Annotated in this window: 10 protein-coding genes and 1 pseudogene; 5 read left to right on the forward strand and 6 right to left on the reverse strand. The window is 66.9% G+C overall.

Annotation, left to right across the window (positions count from 1 at the left end):
• Positions 1–164 precede the first annotated feature (164 nt).
• From O7633_RS22910 to O7633_RS22925, 4 genes are all read left to right on the forward strand, one after another.
• On the forward strand, positions 165–2,150 hold the full coding sequence (locus O7633_RS22910) for an AIPR family protein (protein WP_282323886.1): 1,986 nt from the start codon (positions 165–167) through the stop codon (positions 2,148–2,150).
• 31 nt (positions 2,151–2,181) lie between these two features.
• On the forward strand, positions 2,182–3,696 hold the full coding sequence (locus tag O7633_RS22915) for an ATP-binding protein (protein ID WP_282323887.1): 1,515 nt from the start codon (positions 2,182–2,184) through the stop codon (positions 3,694–3,696).
• A gap of 65 nt (positions 3,697–3,761) precedes the next feature.
• A complete protein-coding gene (locus tag O7633_RS22920) occupies positions 3,762–4,679 on the forward strand; it encodes a PD-(D/E)XK motif protein (protein ID WP_282323888.1) in 918 nt (305 codons plus the stop codon).
• The gene (locus tag O7633_RS22925) at positions 4,676–7,573 is read left to right on the forward strand and encodes a Z1 domain-containing protein (protein WP_282323889.1); all 2,898 of its coding nucleotides are present in this window, start codon (positions 4,676–4,678) and stop codon (positions 7,571–7,573) included. The genes O7633_RS22920 and O7633_RS22925 overlap by 4 nt, the downstream gene beginning before the upstream one ends.
• Before the next feature lie 327 nt (positions 7,574–7,900).
• On the opposite strand, the gene O7633_RS22930 is transcribed toward O7633_RS22925, so the two are convergent.
• The 4 genes from O7633_RS22930 to O7633_RS22945 all read right to left on the reverse strand — a co-directional run bounded on the left by O7633_RS22930 (position 7,901) and on the right by O7633_RS22945 (position 15,529).
• Positions 7,901–9,007: an AAA family ATPase gene (locus tag O7633_RS22930; protein WP_282323890.1), complete on the reverse strand. Its 1,107-nt coding sequence runs from the start codon at positions 9,005–9,007 to the stop codon at positions 7,901–7,903.
• Positions 9,004–10,770 carry a DUF1998 domain-containing protein gene (locus O7633_RS22935; protein ID WP_282323891.1) on the reverse strand — a complete coding sequence of 589 codons (1,767 nt, stop codon included), beginning with the start codon at positions 10,768–10,770 and terminating at the stop codon, positions 9,004–9,006. Before O7633_RS22935 ends, O7633_RS22930 begins: the two co-directional genes overlap by 4 nt.
• Positions 10,771–10,790: 20 nt before the next feature.
• Positions 10,791–13,853, reverse strand: a complete 3,063-nt coding sequence (locus O7633_RS22940) for a helicase-related protein (protein ID WP_282323892.1) — start codon at positions 13,851–13,853, stop codon at positions 10,791–10,793.
• 89 nt (positions 13,854–13,942) lie between these two features.
• Complete coding sequence (locus tag O7633_RS22945) at positions 13,943–15,529, reverse strand: NERD domain-containing protein/DEAD/DEAH box helicase (protein ID WP_282328622.1); 1,587 nt, start codon at positions 15,527–15,529, stop codon at positions 13,943–13,945.
• Between the two features lie 594 nt (positions 15,530–16,123).
• On the opposite strand from O7633_RS22945, the gene O7633_RS22950 reads away from it, so the two are divergent.
• The gene (locus O7633_RS22950) at positions 16,124–17,683 is read left to right on the forward strand and encodes an NUDIX domain-containing protein (protein WP_282323893.1); all 1,560 of its coding nucleotides are present in this window, start codon (positions 16,124–16,126) and stop codon (positions 17,681–17,683) included.
• 82 nt (positions 17,684–17,765) lie between these two features.
• Here O7633_RS22950 and O7633_RS22955 read toward each other — a convergent pair.
• A pseudogene (locus O7633_RS22955) lies at positions 17,766–17,924 on the reverse strand (transposase); the annotation flags it as partial.
• A gap of 243 nt (positions 17,925–18,167) precedes the next feature.
• Positions 18,168–18,413 (reverse strand): transposase, encoded by a 246-nt coding sequence (locus O7633_RS22960; RefSeq protein ID WP_282323894.1) that lies wholly within the window; start codon positions 18,411–18,413, stop codon positions 18,168–18,170.
• Positions 18,414–19,001 lie beyond the last annotated feature (588 nt).

The following is a 19,001-nucleotide window of genomic DNA, read 5'->3' on the forward strand; positions in this document are numbered from 1 at the left end:
GCCGTCGGACGAATATGCTGAAGAGCCCTACCACTCGTGTCGACCACCCCCATGCCCCGCCCGGCAACCGCCCCTCGTCCCGGAAGACTGCACGATGTCTGAATCTTCACCCCTGGCGGTCCTATCCGTGACGGCGGTCGCGTGCGCCCTGCTGGAGTCGAATCATGCCTGACGCGGACGTGAGCGCATTCGCGCACACCCTCATCGAGGACGTCCGGGCGCAGGCGGACGCCGACGGCTGCGACCTGGCGGAGGCGTTCGCGCGGATGATGCTGGACCGGTTCAGCCTGGACGGCTACACCGAGGACGCGACTGTGGTCATGTACCGCGACCACGGGGTGGAGATCAGCGGTTACGGGCTCTCCTCCGATGACCGGTGCCTGGATCTGTTCGCGACGGTGTACAGCCCCCGGGCGGACGAGGCACACAAGATCAACCGTCCTGAGCTGGAGGCGGTGACCCGGCGGCTGCAGAACTTTCTGCTGAGGGCCGTGCCGGGCACCCCACGACGCAGGAACCCCTCCTCCGAGGTGCTCGGTATGGAACGGGCGGTCGCGGAGAAGTTCCACCAGGTTGACCGGATCCGCTTCATCATCGTCACCAACGCCCGGAGCGTCGTGCGGGAACCCGCGATGACGACGGAGATCGAAGGCCGCAAGGTCGTCCGGGAACTGTGGGACCTGCGTCGCCTGGCCGCGTGGTCGGTGTCTGGGACCCAGGCGGAACCGATCATCGCCGAGTTCCCTGACGGCCTGCCGTGTCTGACCGCCCCGTCGACGGCCGGGGACTACTCGGTGTTCCTGGCCATCGTGCCCGGCGCGGACCTGGCCGCGTTGTACGCCGAGCACGGCGGCCGGCTGCTCGAGCTCAACGTGCGGTCCTTCCTGCAGACGAAGGGTGCGGTCAACCGGGGCATCCAGGAGACGCTGCGGACCACACCGGACCGGTTCCTCGCCTACAACAACGGCATCGCGGCCACGGCGTCCCGGGTGGACCTGGACCGGGGGACCAGCGGCCAGAGCGTCATCCGGCGGATCCACGGCCTGCAGATCGTCAACGGCGGCCAGACCACCGCCTCGATCCACCACGCGCGCCGCAACGGGATCCCGGTCGACGACGTGCACGTACAGATGAAACTCACCGTCGTTTCCCCGGACCGGCTCGAGGAGATCGTTCCCCGCATCTCCCAGTACTCGAACACCCAGAACAAGGTCACCGCATCCGATCTCCGCGCCAACAGCGGCTTCCACATCGAGGTGGAGCGGATCATGCGGACGCTCCTCGCTCCGCCCGGGCCGGTGCACCGCGTGGACACCCACTGGTACTACGAACGGGCCCGCGGCCAGTACGCCGACGCCATCGCCAGGGAGACGACACCGGCGCGACGGGCCACCTTCCGCGCGTCGAACCCGCCCGACCAGAAGTTCGACAAGGCAGACCTGGCGAGGTTCGAGCAGGCGTGGGCACGCTACCCGCACCTGGTCAGCCGCGGCGGTGAGAAGAACTTCGTGCTCTTCCAGGGGCGCCTCAAGGACGAGCCGGTCACCGTGGACAAGGCCTACTGCCGCAGGCTCGTCGCCAAGGCGATCCTGTTCCGCCGCACCGACCGGATCGTGCGTGATCAGAACTTCGGCGGATACAAGATCAATATTGTGGCGTACACCATCGCGTTCCTCGTCCACGCCACCCGGGGCCGTATCGACCTCGACAGGATCTGGCGCGACCAGGAACTTTCGCCGGCGCTGAGGGAGGCCATCGGCGAAGTGTCGGTGCTCACCCAGAAGGTGATCACCTCCCCACCCGACGGGCGCGTCCACGTCGGGGAGTGGGCGAAGCGGCCGGAGTGCTGGGACGCGGTCCGTGACCTGGACTGGCAACCCTCACCGGCGCTCGAGGCGGAGCTGGCCGACGTCGACACCTACGCCGAGGACCTGCAGCTCATCCAGGGGACCACCGCGCAGGACTGGTCGGACCTGGTCGACTGGGGGCGCTCCACCGGCACACTCGACGGAGCCGGGCAGCGCACCGCCGCCAACGTCGCCGAGGCGCTGCGCGAGCGGTGGACACCCGCCGGCAGGGACGTCCTCGCCGCGGTACCGCTCATGCGCCGCGCGCGCCGGCGTGGCTTCCGGCCCGTCGCCGGATTCTGATCCACGACGACAACCGAGAGGGGACGCCACCATGTCCGTGTGGACCCGGGACGTACCCGTCGTGGGAACGACCGAACTCCCACCGGACCCGCGTGCCCTCGACGCCCTCGGCCGCAACCACTCCCTCGAGACCGCTCTCGCCGACCTCGTCGACAACTCCATCGACGCTGACGCCGACCGCATCCGGATCCGCTTCATCCGGCACCGCACCGGGCTCGTCGGTCTCTACGTCGTCGACAACGGCACCGGCATCAGACCCGACATCATCGACGCCGCGATGACGGTAGGTGGACGGCGGGACTACTCCGGCACCGACCTCGGACGGTTCGGCGTCGGCCTCAAGGCCGCGTCCTTCAGCCAGGCCGCCAGCCTCACCGTCATGTCCCGCGCCGCGGGCCACCCACCCGTCGGACGTCGGTGGTTGCTGAGCGGCAGCCGCCGCGACTACCGGTGCGACATCGTCACCAGCGACTTCGCCGCCGCGGAACTCGACCGCAACTGGCCGGTGCCCACCACGCCCAGCGGAACCGTCGTGCGCTGGGACGACGTGGCCGGATTCCCCTCGACCGACGACCCGGCCCAGATCGAGGAGTTCCTCACCCGGACTATCTCCCACCTGCAGGGACACCTCGGCCTCACCTTCCACCGCATCATCACGCGGAGGAACATCCGCATCAGCATCGACGTCGAGGACACCCGACTCGGTGCCGGCATCGCCAGCACCGTCAACGCCCTGGACCCCTTCGCCTACCCCGGGACACCACCCGGCTGGCCCAAGGAGCTGCGGGCCGACCTCGACGGCAACCCCGTCGTCCTGCGCTGCCACATCTGGCCCGGCCGGTCGAGCCTGCCGCAGTACCGGCTCCCCGGCGGTGCGGAGCAGCGCCAGGGCCTCTACGTGTACCGCCACGACCGGCTCCTGCACGCCGGCGGATGGGAGGGCGTGCACGCCGCGGACCGCAGGCTCCAGCTCGCCCGCGTGGAGATCGACATCGACGGCGACACCCCCGGACTGTTCACCATGAACCCGGAGAAGACCCGGGTGACAGCCGGCCCACGGTTCGCCGGCACCGTCGCCCGCGCCCGCGCCGACGACGGCACCGACATCACCACCTACCTGCAGGCCGCCGAAGCCGTCTGGACGAGCACGAACCAGCGCACCACCGCCCGACGTCGGCCGGTCGTCCCGCCCGGCCGCGGCCTGCACCCGAAGGTCACCCGCGAAATCCGCGACGAGCTGCCGCAACTCACCGATGAACCCGTCAACATCCTGTGGAAGGCACTGCCGGACAACCAGTTCATCGAGGTCGACCGGGAGGCGAACACCCTCTGGCTGAACAGGAACTACCGGGCCGCGCTGCTCGGCGGCCGACGCGGAGGCCTCAACGACCTGCCGGTGCTCAAGACGCTGCTGTACCTGCTCGCCGAGAACACGTTCCAGGGAGCCCACCTCGGCCCCAGGGACAAGGACAACATCGAACTCTGGCAGGACCTGCTCACCACCGCCGCCCGCGCAGAACGCGCCGCCTACGAGGAGCGCAGGTGAGCACGTCCGGCGAGCGCCATCTCAGTACCGAGACCTTCGCCGGACATCTGCGTCACACGGCGCCGATGGACCACCCGGTACCCGGTGAGCCCCGGCTGGTGCTGTTCACCGTTCCAGGTGACCGGGTCGGCCTGCGCGGACCGGCCCGCCCGGGGGAGCGACCGGCACCCACCGGTCTGGAACATGTCACCGTCCGCACCGTCCACCATGGTGGACGACGGATGATCGAGCTGGTCATCACGGACCCCCGGGTCTTCCTCGACGCCTACCCCCTGCTGCGGGCCGTCGCCGACCGGATCCAGCTCGGCCACCAGCCGATGACCTCCGCGGTCCGCGACACCCTCCGCCAGCTGGGCCACCTCCTCCAGCCCGAAGCCACCCTCCGGCGTTCCACCGAGACCGGCATGCTCGGCGAGCTCTGCCTGTTCAACGGCGTCGCCCTGACCGCGGGACCGGCAGTGGCACTGCAGGCGTGGCGCGGGGCCCTGTCGGAGGAACACGACTTCGGCTTCCCCGGCTACGACGTGGAGGTCAAGACCACCACCTACGAACAGCGCCGGCACACCATCGAATCACTCACCCAACTCGTACCGACCGGCGCACGGCCACTGTGGCTGGTCTCCGTCCAGGTCACCGTCGCGGGCCACGACGGTGCCACCCTGCCGGAACTCATCGGTCGGAGCCGCGCCCTGCTGAACGCCGGAGCCGACCGGATCCGGTTCGACGACCTGCTCCACGCCGCAGGCTGGGCGGACCGCCACACCACCTCCTGCGGCACCCGATGGCGGCTCAGGACACCACCGGCGACCTTCATCGTCGACGCCGGTTTCCCCCGCATCACACCGGCCATGCTGCAACCCCAGACAGACCTCGCCCGGGTCACCGACGTCCGCTACCGCACCGACCTCACCGGCCGGACCGAGGACAACCCGCCGGACCTGCTGCGCACCGCCCTCACCGCCGGACAACAGGAGCTGCGATGAGCGACACCGTCACCACCGGCTACAGCTCCGCCCTCGACGGCATGAAGACCGCCGGCCCCGGCCCGTTGCACCAGTTCGCGGCGCTCTTCGCCAGGGACACCTCGCTGGCCGACGGAGCCGCACTACTCGCGCATCTGCAGAACGCCGGTCCGGACGACGCCCTACGCCAACGCCTCGCCTACCAGCTGTCGTCCTGGGACCACACGGACGACGGACCGTGGGCCGCCGGTACCGCGCCCCACACGGCCGAGCGGCGGGCCGCCGCCTGCCGCGCACTCGGCCTCGACCGGGCCACCGAGGAGCTCCTCTCCGAGATCATCCCCTGGGCCGCGACCGACGCCCCCATCGTCATCGCCGAACACTTCGAGGAATGGCGCACCCCGCAGCGGCGCACCGAACGTGACTTCTACTGGGCCCACTACAGCGCCAACCTGCTGGCCAACGGCTGGGACCCGACCGCCGTCGCCGGCATCGACGAAGCCACGGAAGAAGTCGTCCGGCGCATCTCCGACCCCACCCGCAAAGTCGCCTACCAGGCCAAGGGCCTCGTCGTCGGATACGTGCAGAGCGGGAAGACCGCCAACTTCACCGGCGTGATCGCCAAGGCCATCGACGCCGGCTACCGGATGGTCATCGTCCTGACCGGCACCACCAACATGCTCAGAGCCCAGACCCAGCGACGACTCGACATGGAACTGTGCGGTCGCGAGAACATCGAACCGGACCACGATCCCACCGCACACGAGTACCGCTACGACGACGACTGGAAACGCCACAAGTTCATCAACCACGGTGGCAGACCGTCCGACTCCGGGCACCCCGACATCGAACGGCTCAGCAACTACGCGGGCGACTACCAGCGCCTCAAACAGGGCATCTCGGCGCTACGGTTCAAAAGGCACGATTCCACCAAGGAGTTCTTCCACCCCGCCAACCTCTACACCAGCGACGCCCGCCTGGTCGTGGCGAAGAAGAACGCCTCCGTCCTCACCAACCTCGTCGCCGACCTGAAGAAGGTCAGCGCGCGGCTCGGCGAGATCCCCGTACTCATCATCGACGACGAGTCCGACCAGGCGTCCGTCAACACCACCAGCCCGGCCAAGTGGAAGGAGGACAGCAAGAAACGCACGGCGATCAACCGGCTCATCGCCCAGCTCCTGACGATGCTGCCCCGCGCCCAGTACGTCGGCTACACCGCCACCCCGTACGCCAACGTCTTCATCGATCCGTCCGACGTCGAGGACATCTTCCCCAAGGACTTCATCGTCTCGCTGCCCCGTCCCCTCGGCTACATGGGTGCCGACGACTTCCACGACTTCGACGACGACCGCCCGGTCGGACAGCGGCCGCTGGAGACGTCGAAGGAACGGGCCCACGTTCGCTGGCTCAGCGACGAGTCCACGGAACCCGAGCTGCTCGCCGCCCTGGACATGTACGTGCTCACCGGCGCGCTCAAGCTGTACCGCAAACGGACCGGTGCCGGTACCTACCGCCACCACACCATGCTCGTACACGAGGCGATGGGCCAGGAGTCCCACCGTGAGACCGCGCAACTCATCGAGAGGCTCTGGACACGCGCGGGTTACCACACCCCCACAGGTCTTCTGCGGATCAGGAAACTGTACGAGACCGACGTCCTTCCCGTCACCACAGCACAGGCACCCGGGGCGGCTATGCCGGGCAGCTTCGACGAACTGCACGACGACATCGCCGGCGCGGTCGGACTGATCCAGCCGAACGACCGCCATGGAACTCCGGTCATCATTGTCAACAGCGACCCGGACCTGGAGAAGCACCAGGAGGATCTGGACTTCGACAAACGCGGGGTCTGGCGGATTCTCGTCGGCGGCAACAAGCTCGCACGTGGCTTCACTGTCGAAGGGCTCACCGTCACCTACTACCGCCGAACGACGAAGCAGGTCGACACGCTCATGCAGATGGGCCGCTGGTTCGGCTTCCGTACCGGCTACCGGGACCTGGTGCGCCTTTACACCACCCAGGACCTGCACGCGTTGTTCGGTGCCGCCTGCGAGGACGAGCAATCCCTGCGGGATGACCTCCGCAAGTACTCCACTGAGACCGATCCCGAGTCGCGTCTGACACCCAGCCGCGTCCCTCCGCTGGTCGAACAGCACCGCCCTGACCTGCGACCGACCGGCCGAAACAAGATGTGGAACGCACGCCTTGTCTCACGGAGCACGCCGGGAGAGCCCATGGAACCGGTCGCACACCCGGAGAAAGGAAAGCAGGCCCTGCACAACCTCAGGCTCTGGGAGCCGGTCCTGGCCGCCGCCGCAGCAGCCGACCCGGTCACTCTCAGAGTGAGCAAGGGCAGAACCTCCTACCCGGCGCACCACGTGACGATGCCCCACCACGAGATGATGACGATCCTCAACGGCCTGCAGTGGCTCCGCGAGGAGATCTTCGTCCCGGAACGCACCTGGCTGAACTCGCTGGCCCCTACGCAGCTCCGACAGTGGGTCGTCCTGCTCCCCCAACAGGTGGACCCCACGACCTGCCGCATGATCCTCGGACACGGGCCGTTCAGCATCTTCGAACGGAAGCGTAGCGACACCGGGACACTCAGCGCCATCAGCGAAAGCCGCCACCGCAACGCCGCAGCACGGATTGCAGGCCTTGAAACCGCACAGCCCGATCCGGTCGCCGACACACTGGCGGCACCGTGCACAGCGGTACTTACCCTGTACCCCTCGGTGAAACCGAAGACATTAGCGGGAGCGCGCGGCGACCGGATCGATCCCGGCCTGGTCACGATGGCGTTCCGCGCCGTCACTCCACTGAGCACCGGTCTAGGCAGCAAGCGTTTGATCTGGACAACGAAGGACAGCGGCAGGCCGAACCACGTCGTCATTGATGCTGCACCGGCGGTCTGACCTCCCCAGATCCACCTGCTTGCCGCGATGTCGCTTCCTGGACGCGCCTCTCAGCTTGCCCCGCAGCGTCCGGGCCAGGCACGCCCGTCTGCCCAATGGGCGCGGTTTTGCCGGTCCATCACCGAGTTGGCGGCGCTGGCCTTCTTTGTGAATGCCCTCGCCGAGCCGGCGCTGGTGCCACGGCACTGGGCCCCGTCCCGATCAAGAAGCGCCACCTCCCACGAGGGTCAAGAGGCAGAGATCCCAACTGTCCCGTTACCGGTCGGGTTGACCCTGGCGGAATCGCAGGACGCGCCCAGGCTCAGTTTGTTGTGGCCGACCGGGCTATCAGGTCGGAGGCGAGATGTTCAGCAGATGCCTGGGTATCGCTGAAACGACTGCGGGCTCCCCGTTTCCGGTGTACATGAGCGTCAGGTTGCGGCGGGCCCTGGTGACCAGGACATACATCTGCATTCGTGTGTCATCAGTTGTCGGATCGGCAGAAACGGACTGCAGTTCGGGCAGGAAGACGGAGTCGAACTCCAGTCCCTTAGCGCTCTTGGCAGTGATTAGTTTAATGCCCGGTCCGCTGAAGGAAGGGTCGGCGAGTGGACCGTTCCGGTGGATGCTGAGGTAGCCCTGGACGGGGTTGACGGTTCGGCCGTCGAGTAGACGGTGGAAGCGTTTGAGGTCGTGGGACAGGTGGAGGATCACGCCGATCGTCTCGTCTGGGTGGTCCCGCTCGTGGCGGGCGATGTACTCGGCGGCATCCGTGCACTGCCCATGATGGACAAGTCGCGGCGAAGGGCCGTCGGTGAGGGCGTTCGTGTCGGTGGCTGCGGTCGGTCGGAGGTGCATGGCGAGTTCGGCGATCGGTCGGGTGTTGCGGTTGTTCGTCGGAAGTGCGACCACCGACGTGATGCCGGCCCGGTTGATGATCTCCTGGATGGTGCTCTGGTTGGTGGTAATGCGCTGGTTGTCATCGGCGAAGACGGTCAGGTACGTCGGGGCTGCGCGCAGGACCAGATAAAACTCACTTGGCAGATCCTGCCCCTCGTCGATAACGACGTAGCGCGGCTCCTGCCTTGCTGGTGGGTGTTCGAGGACCTGAGCGAGGCATGCCATCCAGTCGATCTGCCAGCGGTCGACGGCTGGCGGGTTCTTGTGGTAGCAGGCCCGCCAGAATTCGTGGAACCACTTGTGATACGTGGTGACGATGTTGGCGGCACCGAGGCGCGCGACAGCAGTATGCGTGTAGGCGGAGAGGACCCGGCTGTACATGAGCATGGTGGTTGGTCTGCCGGACCGGTGCAGTACGGCCGTACGGCGGATGGCGGTGATCGTCTTGCCGGTGCCGGGTCCGCCGGTGACGAGAGACGAGCCCTCGAACGGCAGCGATACCGCCTTCCGCTGGCAGGCGCTCAGCTCCGGCAGGCCGGGCACCTGGAGAATCACGTTGTGCCTGCCCTGACGGCAATCAGTTCGGCAAGGGGATCGCGCATGTAGCCGTACTCCTCGTGTACGACGAGGTTACGGTCAAGCAGGAGGTTCCCCGTTGTGCAGCTGGTTTCGGCCGCGAGGGTGCAGGCGTGGCAGGCTGCCATGGACAGCCCGTCGGGGCCCTGAGCGGTGGACTCAGAGCACACCGGATCCAGTGAGCACCACTGGGCGGCGGCGAGGGCGGAGGTGAGGGTGAGGGCCATCCGGTCGGCCTGTCCGGAACGGGCGAGGCCGCCGAGTGTGCCTTCGATGTCGCCTGCTGCGGTGTAGATAAGGACTCCGGCCATGGGTATCTTGGCGTCGGGGAGGCTGGCGTAGATCCGTTCGCGCAGTGAGGAGGACGGGTAGCCGGCATCGAAGGCGAGCTGGCGCAGTAGCAGATGACCGATGGTGTGCAGCAGTACGAATCTGGGCGTCGGTTCGACTTCGATCCATCGAGCATGCATGCTGCCGGCCAATCGTCGGCGCAGTTCCGCGGCGCGGTGAAGTACCGGTTTCCTGTACTCCCATCGATGCAGGGTGTCCTCGTCGAAGCGGAGGAACACCCCTTCGCCGAAGATCTCGACAGCGGGGAGTCTTCCGCTGCGTCTGCCTAGGTCAGATGGGATGCGGTTGTCCAGGGTATGCCGGCGGAAGCCTCGCAGTACGCGGATTTCTCGGAGTCGGTCCACCATGATGACGTCGGTGATCCGACGGGCGAGTTGGTCGACAACCGGTTGGAGACCTCCGTGTCCCGATTCTGCGGGAAAGGGTGCGCGGCGGGTGATGAACCGGTCGCGGTGATCGTGGCCGGTACGCGGATTTGTCAGTGCAAGCCATTCCCTCTCGGCGAGTTCATCGGGGGAATCGGCCTGTGTGCTTGTTACTCCGAGACGGTCGTCGAGGATGGCACGTACCTGCGCCTTGGTAACCTCGGCCTCCTTCGCGATGGTTTCGATCATTGCTTCGAACAGGTCGCTGTCTGGCTTGTTGAGCAGGAGGCGGAAGTAGGGGTTCTGTTCGACGCGGGCGGCGTCGTCACTCCAGGTGGCCCAATCGGACTCCGGGGGCAGGTCGATAGCTGATCCGGTGTCCGGGAAGTAGACGCTGGATGCCCCCCGTTGCAGGACCACCGGTGGTTGATCGCAGGTCACGGACTCCTTGTCGCTCTGCCAGGGTTGCCGGCCACGGCACGAGACGTTGATTTGGGTCAGTGCCAGCGGGGAGGTGAGGTGGGCAAGGTCCCTCCCCGCGCGGCAGGTGGTGCACTCCACACTCAGTGACTCGAGGCCTCCGCCGACGGTGTTGACATGGATGAACCTCAGCTCCGGTCTGCCGCACTGACGCTGCTCCCGCCCCCTCCGCGCTCCGGAATGGGCCCACGATGCCCAAGGCACGTCGTCGAGGTGGCCGTTGCCGCAGACGGCCACGAACCGCATCGGGACAAGCTGGGGCGCGCGCTTGCAGTTGCTGCAGCGGGGGGCCTTACCCGGCCGTTCAAGGCGGAAGCTCCACCGGATCATGGACCGGCACGTGCCGCAGAAGAGCCACTGGGGGAAGCGGTAGTAGGGCAGGCTGTCGGGTGGGAGCCGCAGCTCCTCGACACCGAAGTGGGCGGCGATCAGGGCAGCCGGAATGGTTTCCACACGGCCCTGCCAGCGTGTGATGTCCTCGGCGACGAAGGATTCGCCGAGCATGTCGACGATGGCACCGACCCCGAACGGGGTGAGCGTCTGCATCCGCCGTAATCTGCGTCCGGTCACCGGTTCTCCCCCCGTACGCGTAGCCTGATCTCGGTGTCGACGTTGCGCATGGAATCGAGAACCGGCCAGCCGGGACCGGGCTTGCCGAACTTCCGCAGCAGTTGGACACGTTCACGTCCTCCGCTGCTGTAGGTGAGTCCCCCTTGGGGGTGGCTGCGGTCGACGAGGCCGGCCCACTCGTCCTGCAACTGCTGGAGGTGTCGGACGACATCGTCCCGCTCGTCGTTGTCGGCGACACCGGCCCGGGTCATGAAGGCGTCGACCAGGGAGCGCCAGGCGTCATCGTCAGGGTTGAACTGGGCGGCATCGTTGTCGTGACGCCATGTGTGTGCGTGACGCGCGAGGATCACCAGGCCTGCATGCAGCGCCCTGCTGCGGGCCGGGACAGAGAACGGGGTGACCGAGGTCGGCTCGACGGCCCGGTAGAGAGAGGTGTGGTAGGGCACGAAGGACTCGTAGTGGGAGCGGTCACGGGGCTTCGACGGGGAGTAGAGAGTCAAGACCAGCCCTGGCTGGCGGCGGCCGACCCGACTGGTGGCCTGGATGTACTCGGCGGTGCTCTTGGGCTGACCGACGACGAGCATCAGGCCGAGGCGTGGAACGTCGACACCGACCGAGATCATGTTGGTGCTGGGTACGAACGACACGGCGCCGGCCCTGCCGCGGGGAATGAACAGTCGCTGCAGGTACCGCGGTATCTCCGCGGCCGGGACGTTGCTGGTCAGCTCCATGATGCTGGCGTCGTCAAGCGTGCGCCTGTCGTCCTCGGCTGGGGCGATGACACCCAGCCGGGCGGGGATGTCATCGTGGGCCAGGGTGACGGTTTTACCGAGTTCACGCAGACTGTTGTGGTATGCGATCAACGTCCAGTAGGCATCCGCCGCATCGGGTCCGAGTGGGAGCTGGACCGGTGCATTGAGCATGGCTGCGGACAGGTGGACCATCCCGGTGAGTGGGGTGTGGCCTTGGGGCATGATGCCGGCGTAGAGGCGCCCCGGTTTCCTGTCGTCCGTTCTGACAAAATACGAGTCCTTTGCGTCGAGTCCGGACGGCGGAAACAATGCGATGGGGCGGCCGAAGACGCCGCGTGACTGGGCGTCGGCCCGCCGGATCGTGGCGGTCGATGCGACGATCTTCGGCCGCGCGCCGTGGGCGGACATGGTGACGTCGAACGCGGCCTCGTAGAGACCGACAATTGTGCCGAGCGGTCCGGAGATGAGGTGGAACTCGTCTTGGATGATCAGGGACGGGCCCGGATCGGCACCGGCGCCGAGGAACACGCCGGCGCGGGGTGCACGGGTGAATTGTGCGAACTTGTCGACAGTGGCGACGAGCAGGGTGGGCGGATCGGCGTAGAGCGCCTCATCGACGGAGGAGACCGGCAGCGATGTGTGGAAGTCACATCCGGCGTTGGGGCAGTGGATGCGGAAGCTGTTGTTGTCTGCCCGGATGCCCCACGCCTGGGGGGGTGCGTCGCCGGAGGGCATGACAGCGGTGCCGCACCACGGGCACCGGTCCACCTGGAAGCTGACGGTCGTCTGCTCCCCGTTCTGGATTCTGTCAAGCAGTTCGGCTGCGTCTGCGAAGGTGTTGGGGCTGTTGCTGCCTCCGACCCAGATACCGATGGAGACCGGGCGGGAGCCCAGTTCGTCCGGTCGGCTCTGGCGGATTAGCTCACACGCGCAGATCAAGGTCGCGGCGCGTTGGAACTGCTGGGCGGTCAGTAGCCGCAGGGTGTAGCGGGTGATCACCGTGGTGCCTGCGCCGGCGTCGCCCCGGGTGAGTCGACGGTGCATGACGGTGAAGGCGACGAGTCCGAGGTACGCCTCGGTCTTCCCGCCGCCGGTCGGGAACCAGATCAGGTCGACGAGGTCGCGATGCTCGTGGTCGGGCTCAACGACCGACCGCAGTGTGAGCAGAAGGAAGGCCAGTTGGAACGGGCGCCAGCGTCGGTCGGAGTCTGTGTAGTCGGGTCGCGGCGGAACCGGTTCGTTCCAGGCCCGGGCGGTGGCGGCGAACGGCGGCCCGATATGGATCATCTGCATGAGCATCGCGGAGTTCGCCAGGGCGAAGGCCCGGCGGGCGGTGGCATCTTTTTCGAGCAGCCGTACGCCGTCGCGTAGCCGTTCCCGTGCTTCGTCGACACGGCTGCAGAGCCGGTCCGCGGCGTCCCGGCGTGCCGGTTCAATGGAGTCCCGCACCTTCCACAGGTTCCCGGCCCAGTCGTCGTAGCCGTCGACGAAGCCATCGAGCTGGGCGATGATGTCGTCGGTGGCCGTCTCGATGTCGGCCAGCCGGGAGAGGCGCAGCACATTTTCCCTGGCTGCATCGGTGTGACGCCCTTGACGGGGTAGGTCGAAGGAGACCTCGGGTACGACATGGTGGGGCAGGTAGGTGGTCTCGACGACGGTTGCCCGGGCACCGCAGGCCTGCCAGGTCGCGGCGGCCCCGTGGCCCAGCGCGAAAACGGGGACATCGCGGTAGAGGAGGGCGAGTTCCTCTTCCTCAGGATCGACGTGCAGTCGCAGGGCCGAAGGGTACGGCGTGATGGCTCCGTCAACCGGGCTACAGCGCAACTTCACCTGCAACAGGCAGTCGGAGGGCTCTACCCGCCCACCCGGCGATAGCGTGCGGCTGTTGACAAGTGACACCGTCACGAGCGCGCCTTCACCGAACAAGCGCCAGACGATGATGATGTGGGCGTCGCCGCCGGGGACCTCGTGACACGTACGACCGGCAGTGCCGGGCGGTGGTGCCACGATCGCCTGCTCGCCGTTGACGGTGCAGGGCCGGCGCCGCCACTGGTGCCGGCCCTCGCGTTCGTAGCGGGCGGCCTCCATCTCGATGCGTAGTGGCGCCCAAGCGGACGTGACGAAACTGAGTCCGACGGAGGCCGGTAGTAGCTGACCGGCGAGCGCGACGGGGTCCTCGTCCGGCTCGTCGACCGACCCGGAGACGGGCACGTCGTCCACGATGTCGTCGCCCGTGTCAGCATCCAGGGGAGCCTCCCGGGGGAAGAGAATACCGCTGAGGTAACGGCGGTCGGGGCGTTCACCCAAGACCTCACCCTCACCGCCCCAAGGGCCGATGAGTTGTTGGTGCAGGTAGGCGAGGACCTGCGCCCTGTCCCTGGTCGATGGCCTGGAACTCACAGGTCGATCTCCGATCCGCCGGGCTGTTCGCCGATCACAATCCACAGCCCGACCCTGGCCCTGGTCATGCCGACGTAGAGACTGCGAGTGCGCTCCGGTACTGCCCTGTCGACATCACCTAGAAGGACGAACCGGCTCTCCAGTCCCTTGAAGTCCCCGACTCTGGCGAAGGCAACCCGCCCCCGGGACGGGCGTCGGAGGTTGCTGAGATCGAGGACGTCGATACGACTCCGCCACCGCGCCGGCAGTCGCGAGAACAGCGAATCCTGCAATGGAAGCGGGGACAGCAAGGTGATGTCCGTGGCCGGGATCCCGTTTTCGTCCAGCCGGTCGAGCTCGGCGACGACCGCAGCGACCTGCCGGGTTGGATCCGGGTCCACGACCACGGTCACCTGGGGGCCGTCGCCGGCTGATGAGACGCCTGTGTCCGCTCCGGTGGCGCGGCGGGTCGCGGCCACGATCTGCCGGGTGTTGCGGCAGTTGTCCCGCAGCACGAGTTCGGTGGGCCGCAGGGAGCGCAGGTAGGAGAGAGCTTCGTCGTCACAGGAACCGACAAGCCCTCGCTGGTTGTTGCTGTCGAGGAACAGATGCCATGAGCCGTCAGCCAGACCGCCGACCAGAAGTTTCTCCAGCCGGGACAGGTCGGTGAAGTTGACGATGTCCTGCGCTTCATCGACGACGATCACGTCAACAAGCTTGGCACCGGTTTCTGGCAGGTTGGCGATAGCCGCCACCTGCACCGCCTGCATTCCCGCCTGATGGCGGACAAATCCGGCCACCACCTGACTGCGGCAGGTGAACAGCACACGTAGCCCGGCCGCGGCCGCACGACGGCAGAGTTCGGCGGCCAGCATCGTCTTGCCGGTTCCGGCGCCCCCCTCGACCAGAGTGCGCGGGTTGCGCGCATAGGCGTCCAGTGTTCGGTACTGGTTGGTGGTGAGTGCCACCAGGTCGGCCTCCGCAGCCGACGCGATCTGTCGCAGGGTCGGCACCGTATCGAAGGTAGGACGCAGGGCCTGCACAATCGTATTGATCAACGACTCGTCGAGTGTCCTGTCGCGCGCCCCGGGTTTCGCGCGCCAGTATGCAGCCAGCCGCCCGAGGCCGCGCTGCAGCCCGTCCGGACGATCGAGCTGCCTGCGATCGATCAGCATCTCCTCGTCCCATTCGACCGAGACCTGGGACGACAGGTTGCAATCGGGCGCGACGACGGCGTAGCCGATCGGCACATGCCGCATGGTCTGATGACCCACGATGTCTTCCAACCGCCGCTGCAGGACGAACATCGCATCGTTGGCCTGCGCAAAGGGGCTCTCGCGGCGGCGCCGTTCAGCTCCGAATCGGTCGCGGTGGGTCCAGACCCCGTTCGTGCAGCCGATATGACCGCCCTTCACCTCAAGTGCATAGACGCCCCGTGGACCGATCACCACGAAGTCAACCTCGCTGACCCGCTTCCAGGAATGTTCGGGCAGGTTGAGGCTGTGCAGGGCCACGCTCCAACCGGCATCGAGCAGCTTCAACCCCCGGTAGAGGGCGACCTCGGCAGCGCTCTTGGTGGAGGGAGAGATCGGTTCGGGCACCATCAGCACCCGCCGATTCTGCACCACGCGGGATTGCTGTCACCCTTCGGGGCTTCCGGCTCTTCTGTCGATCAGGGCCGGCGTGTAACCGCACTGGGAGCGTTGTCTTCGGCGGTCCGTCAACTCTCATTTCACATAACTCTTGACGCGCTAGAGAAAAATAGTGAATATTAAGTCATATCGGGCATATTGAATCGGTTTTGGATGCTATGGCGGCACCCTTGCCCTGTCGGGCTGGTGCTGGGCGTCCAGCCTTCCGGCGGCAGGCGGGTCTCAGCGGGATTGCACGGCACGTAGGGCCAGGATCATGGGAGTCCTCGAATGATCGACTCCGGCTGACCCCCTCGACGCCCCTGATGATCTTGTTTCTGCTTACGAAGAATGGGTCAGCCTATGTCTGAGTGGGCAACGCCGACAGTCGCCGGCCCCGAGGCCTTCGCTGCCCAAGGCCGTGAACGCTCCCTCATCGTCGGCGCACACAGACACTGCTGGGCCAACCCGCTGCTCCAAGGGCAACCTGATCCAAACACGTGAACGTTGGTGGCAGGAGCGTTCGTCCGGTTGTTTACTCGGATCACCCGTCGATAAGGTTGGCGGGTGTCGCTGATATCGCACCTGTACCGCGGCGAGTTGGGCGCGTGGTGCGTCGAACGGTTCACCGGTTCGAAGGAAGTTGCTGGCCGGATCTCTGCGGAGACCCGTAACCGGGACGCCGTACGGCCGGCGGACGGGGTCGAGAAACGTCACTGGTCACACGTCAACCGGGCATTCAGTATTCGAATGGCCGTGCTGGTCCAAGCGGCACCGCCCTACGCTGCATTGCTCGGCCTGGTGAGCACCGGTCTGGTGAGCAGGGACTGGGCGCACTGCCAGGCTGCCCGATACCCGACCCACGCCGAATTGTCACCGACCGAGCGGCGCAGGGCATTGGATCTCCGTCCCGTCACGGACGGCTGGACGGACGTTGGCCCCGGCTCGGCATTCGTACCAGACCCGTACTACCATGAGAACTATCAGGCCGAGCCGATGCTGGCCGATCTCTTCGACCGGATGCGCGCATACTTCGCCGCACACGCGTCACCCGGTCGGCTCGGCTCGGAAAAGGGACTGTCCCGCCTGTGCTCCTTGCTGGCTGCATTCGCTTATGCCTACCGAAACGATTACCTCGACGAGCCGTTGTTCCGGCTCTTCCGGAACGGCGTACCCACCGTGGAGCAGCTGCACACCGCAGCCATAGACGACGCGACGACCGACGAACTGGTCGCGCTGACCCGGCGGCTTGACGAGTCCGGAGCGCTCGCCGAGCTGCGTCGGCTGGCCGGCGACCCGCCACCGGGTCAGCCTCTCGGATATGCCGGCCCCACCTTCCTCCACCACTGGACCGGCAACGACTTGGTCATCACCGGCCCCGCCGGAGGGACCCTGATCGACGTCCACACCGCCATCGCCACCAACAAAACTGCAACGTCCCGTCTCTGGGTGTGGAAGCTGCTCACCTCGGCCTGGCTCGACAAAGCCGACTCATACCAGCTCCGCTCCGTGGGGCTGTACTTCGCCCGGCAGGGCGCACTCGTCACCTGGCCGGTGGACGAGCTAGCCGACATCTTGCTTGAAGGTGGCGACCGCGATGCCGCACGGGACGAGTTCCGCACGCTCGTCGAACAGCTGCGGACAAGGGAACGCCCGATCCGAGTCCCGGCACCGCTCAAGCCGGGCCGTCACACGATCGCCGTCACCGCTGTCGTTACGAACGATCGCGGCTGGGTCCTCGTCGCGCGGCGCCGGGACACCGGTCTCTGGAAAGTGCCCGGCGGCGTCCTGGGCGTCGATGAGCCGATCCCGACCGGCATACGCCGCTTGGTAGAAGAGGAGACCGGCGTGGTGGTGGAGCCAGAACGACTGACTGGGGTGTATCAGGACGTAGGGTCCGGCACGGTGGCGCTCGTGTTCCGGGCACACATCGTGGATGGTGAGCCGGCGTCGACCGAGACCAGCTCGGAGGTCGGCTGGTGGCCGGCTGACCGGGTCGCTACCGAGCTGGGCCAGGTCATCGCGGTCAACGTCCGCGACGCACTCGCCGGCCAAGCCGCCGTCCGGGTGCACAACGGTGACCGGCTGCTCCCCAAGAGGGCGTCTGATCCAGCCTGGCGAGGTTAGTCCGATTAGGTGGTTTCGTTCCGCCAGGTCGGGGTGGATTCTCCGGTGAGGTAGAGGCTCTTGTGTTAGTCCTAGCCCAATGAATCACTGCCTGGGTTCGTTGAGGAAGGGTCTCGTATTCACGGACGAGCCGTCGGTGCTGCAACAGCCAGCCGAAGGTCCGTTCCACGACCCACCGCCGGGGCTGGACGTGGAAGCCCTTCCCGGCATGGCGGGATACGCGCTCGACGTCGATGTCGAGCCGGACGCCATGCGTACGTACGGCCGTGAGCCGTCGGGCTCCGTAGACGCCGCGGTGCTCTGACCATGCTTGCTGGGTGATTTCGACGCGCTGGCGGTCGTGGCGTTCCCGCTCGTGGGCACGACGGCGTCCCTGTCGCAGCCAGTCGTAGAAGGCGCTGTGGGGACGCCGAGGAGCCGGCAGGGCAGACGGACCGGGTGGGCGGTCTTCTCCGCGTCGGTGAACCGTACGCGTCGGTCCGGCTCACCGCTCCGTTTCCAGCTGGGCGATCTGCCGCCGCAAGCGAATCAGTTCGGCCCGCTCGTCAGCGGCCGGGTCGCTGGCCCGGCCGCCGTCGCGTTCCTGCCGCAGCCGGTCGACCCAGTTGCGCAGCGTCTCGTGGTTAACGCCCAACTCCCGGCCCACATCCCGAATAGTGCGACCGGAGTCGGGCACCAGCGCCGCAGCCTGGCAGCGGAACTCCTCGGGGTGCTTGCTCTGTCGAGCCACAGCGGTTTCCTCCTCCTCGGCAGGGTGCCAAGTCAGGAGGTGCCCGGTCTCAGGGGGTCACATCAGCAGGTCATCACCGATGCTGTCGGTCAGCGACATGGTCCCGCCCTTCACCCTGTCACCCTGTCGGCTTCCGCGCTTCGATAAATTCCGGCACCTGATAGAACTAAGTCGATATGAACTACCCGCGCCCGGAAGGCGCGCATCCCATGACGCTCTCGGTCCGGTGCGATCACAGGGCCGCGGCCGCGCCGGCGCGTAGGCAGGCCGCGGATGCGTGACCGCCTCGTTCAAGCACCGCCGACTGGAGTACCGGAGCAAGATCGATGTGTCCGGTGGGATGTCGAGATCGGTTGTCGGCTCTGTTCGACATCGCCTCGGAGGATTGCACTGGGAGGAGGCAGCTGCCTCTCCGTCGCGACCCCACCGCGTCAGAGTCGGCAGGTGCCCGGGTTCGGTATCGAACCGCTCGGCGATGGGCGCCGGGGCAGTCAGTACCGCGACGGCAGGCGGGATGGCGCACCGGCGGCCAAGGGCGGCTGTGTCGGTGAGGCCAGCGGATCGACGACGCGGATCGATTGGACCCGC

The organism is Micromonospora sp. WMMD712, from assembly GCF_029581295.1.
GTDB lineage: Bacteria > Actinomycetota > Actinomycetes > Mycobacteriales > Micromonosporaceae > Micromonospora > Micromonospora carbonacea.

Bases quoted from the DNA above. Each gene is read 5' to 3' on its own strand.
- O7633_RS22910 (WP_282323886.1), top strand. From the start codon at position 165: ATGCCTGACGCGGACGTGAGCGCATTCGCGCACACCCTCATCGAGGAC.
- O7633_RS22915 (WP_282323887.1), top strand. From the start codon at position 2,182: ATGTCCGTGTGGACCCGGGACGTACCCGTCGTGGGAACGACCGAACTC.
- O7633_RS22920 (WP_282323888.1), top strand. From the start codon at position 3,762: ATGGACCACCCGGTACCCGGTGAGCCCCGGCTGGTGCTGTTCACCGTT.
- O7633_RS22925 (WP_282323889.1), top strand. From the start codon at position 4,676: ATGAGCGACACCGTCACCACCGGCTACAGCTCCGCCCTCGACGGCATG.
- O7633_RS22935 (WP_282323891.1), bottom strand. From the start codon at position 10,770: ATGCAGACGCTCACCCCGTTCGGGGTCGGTGCCATCGTCGACATGCTC.
- O7633_RS22945 (WP_282328622.1), bottom strand. From the start codon at position 15,529: ATGGTGCCCGAACCGATCTCTCCCTCCACCAAGAGCGCTGCCGAGGTC.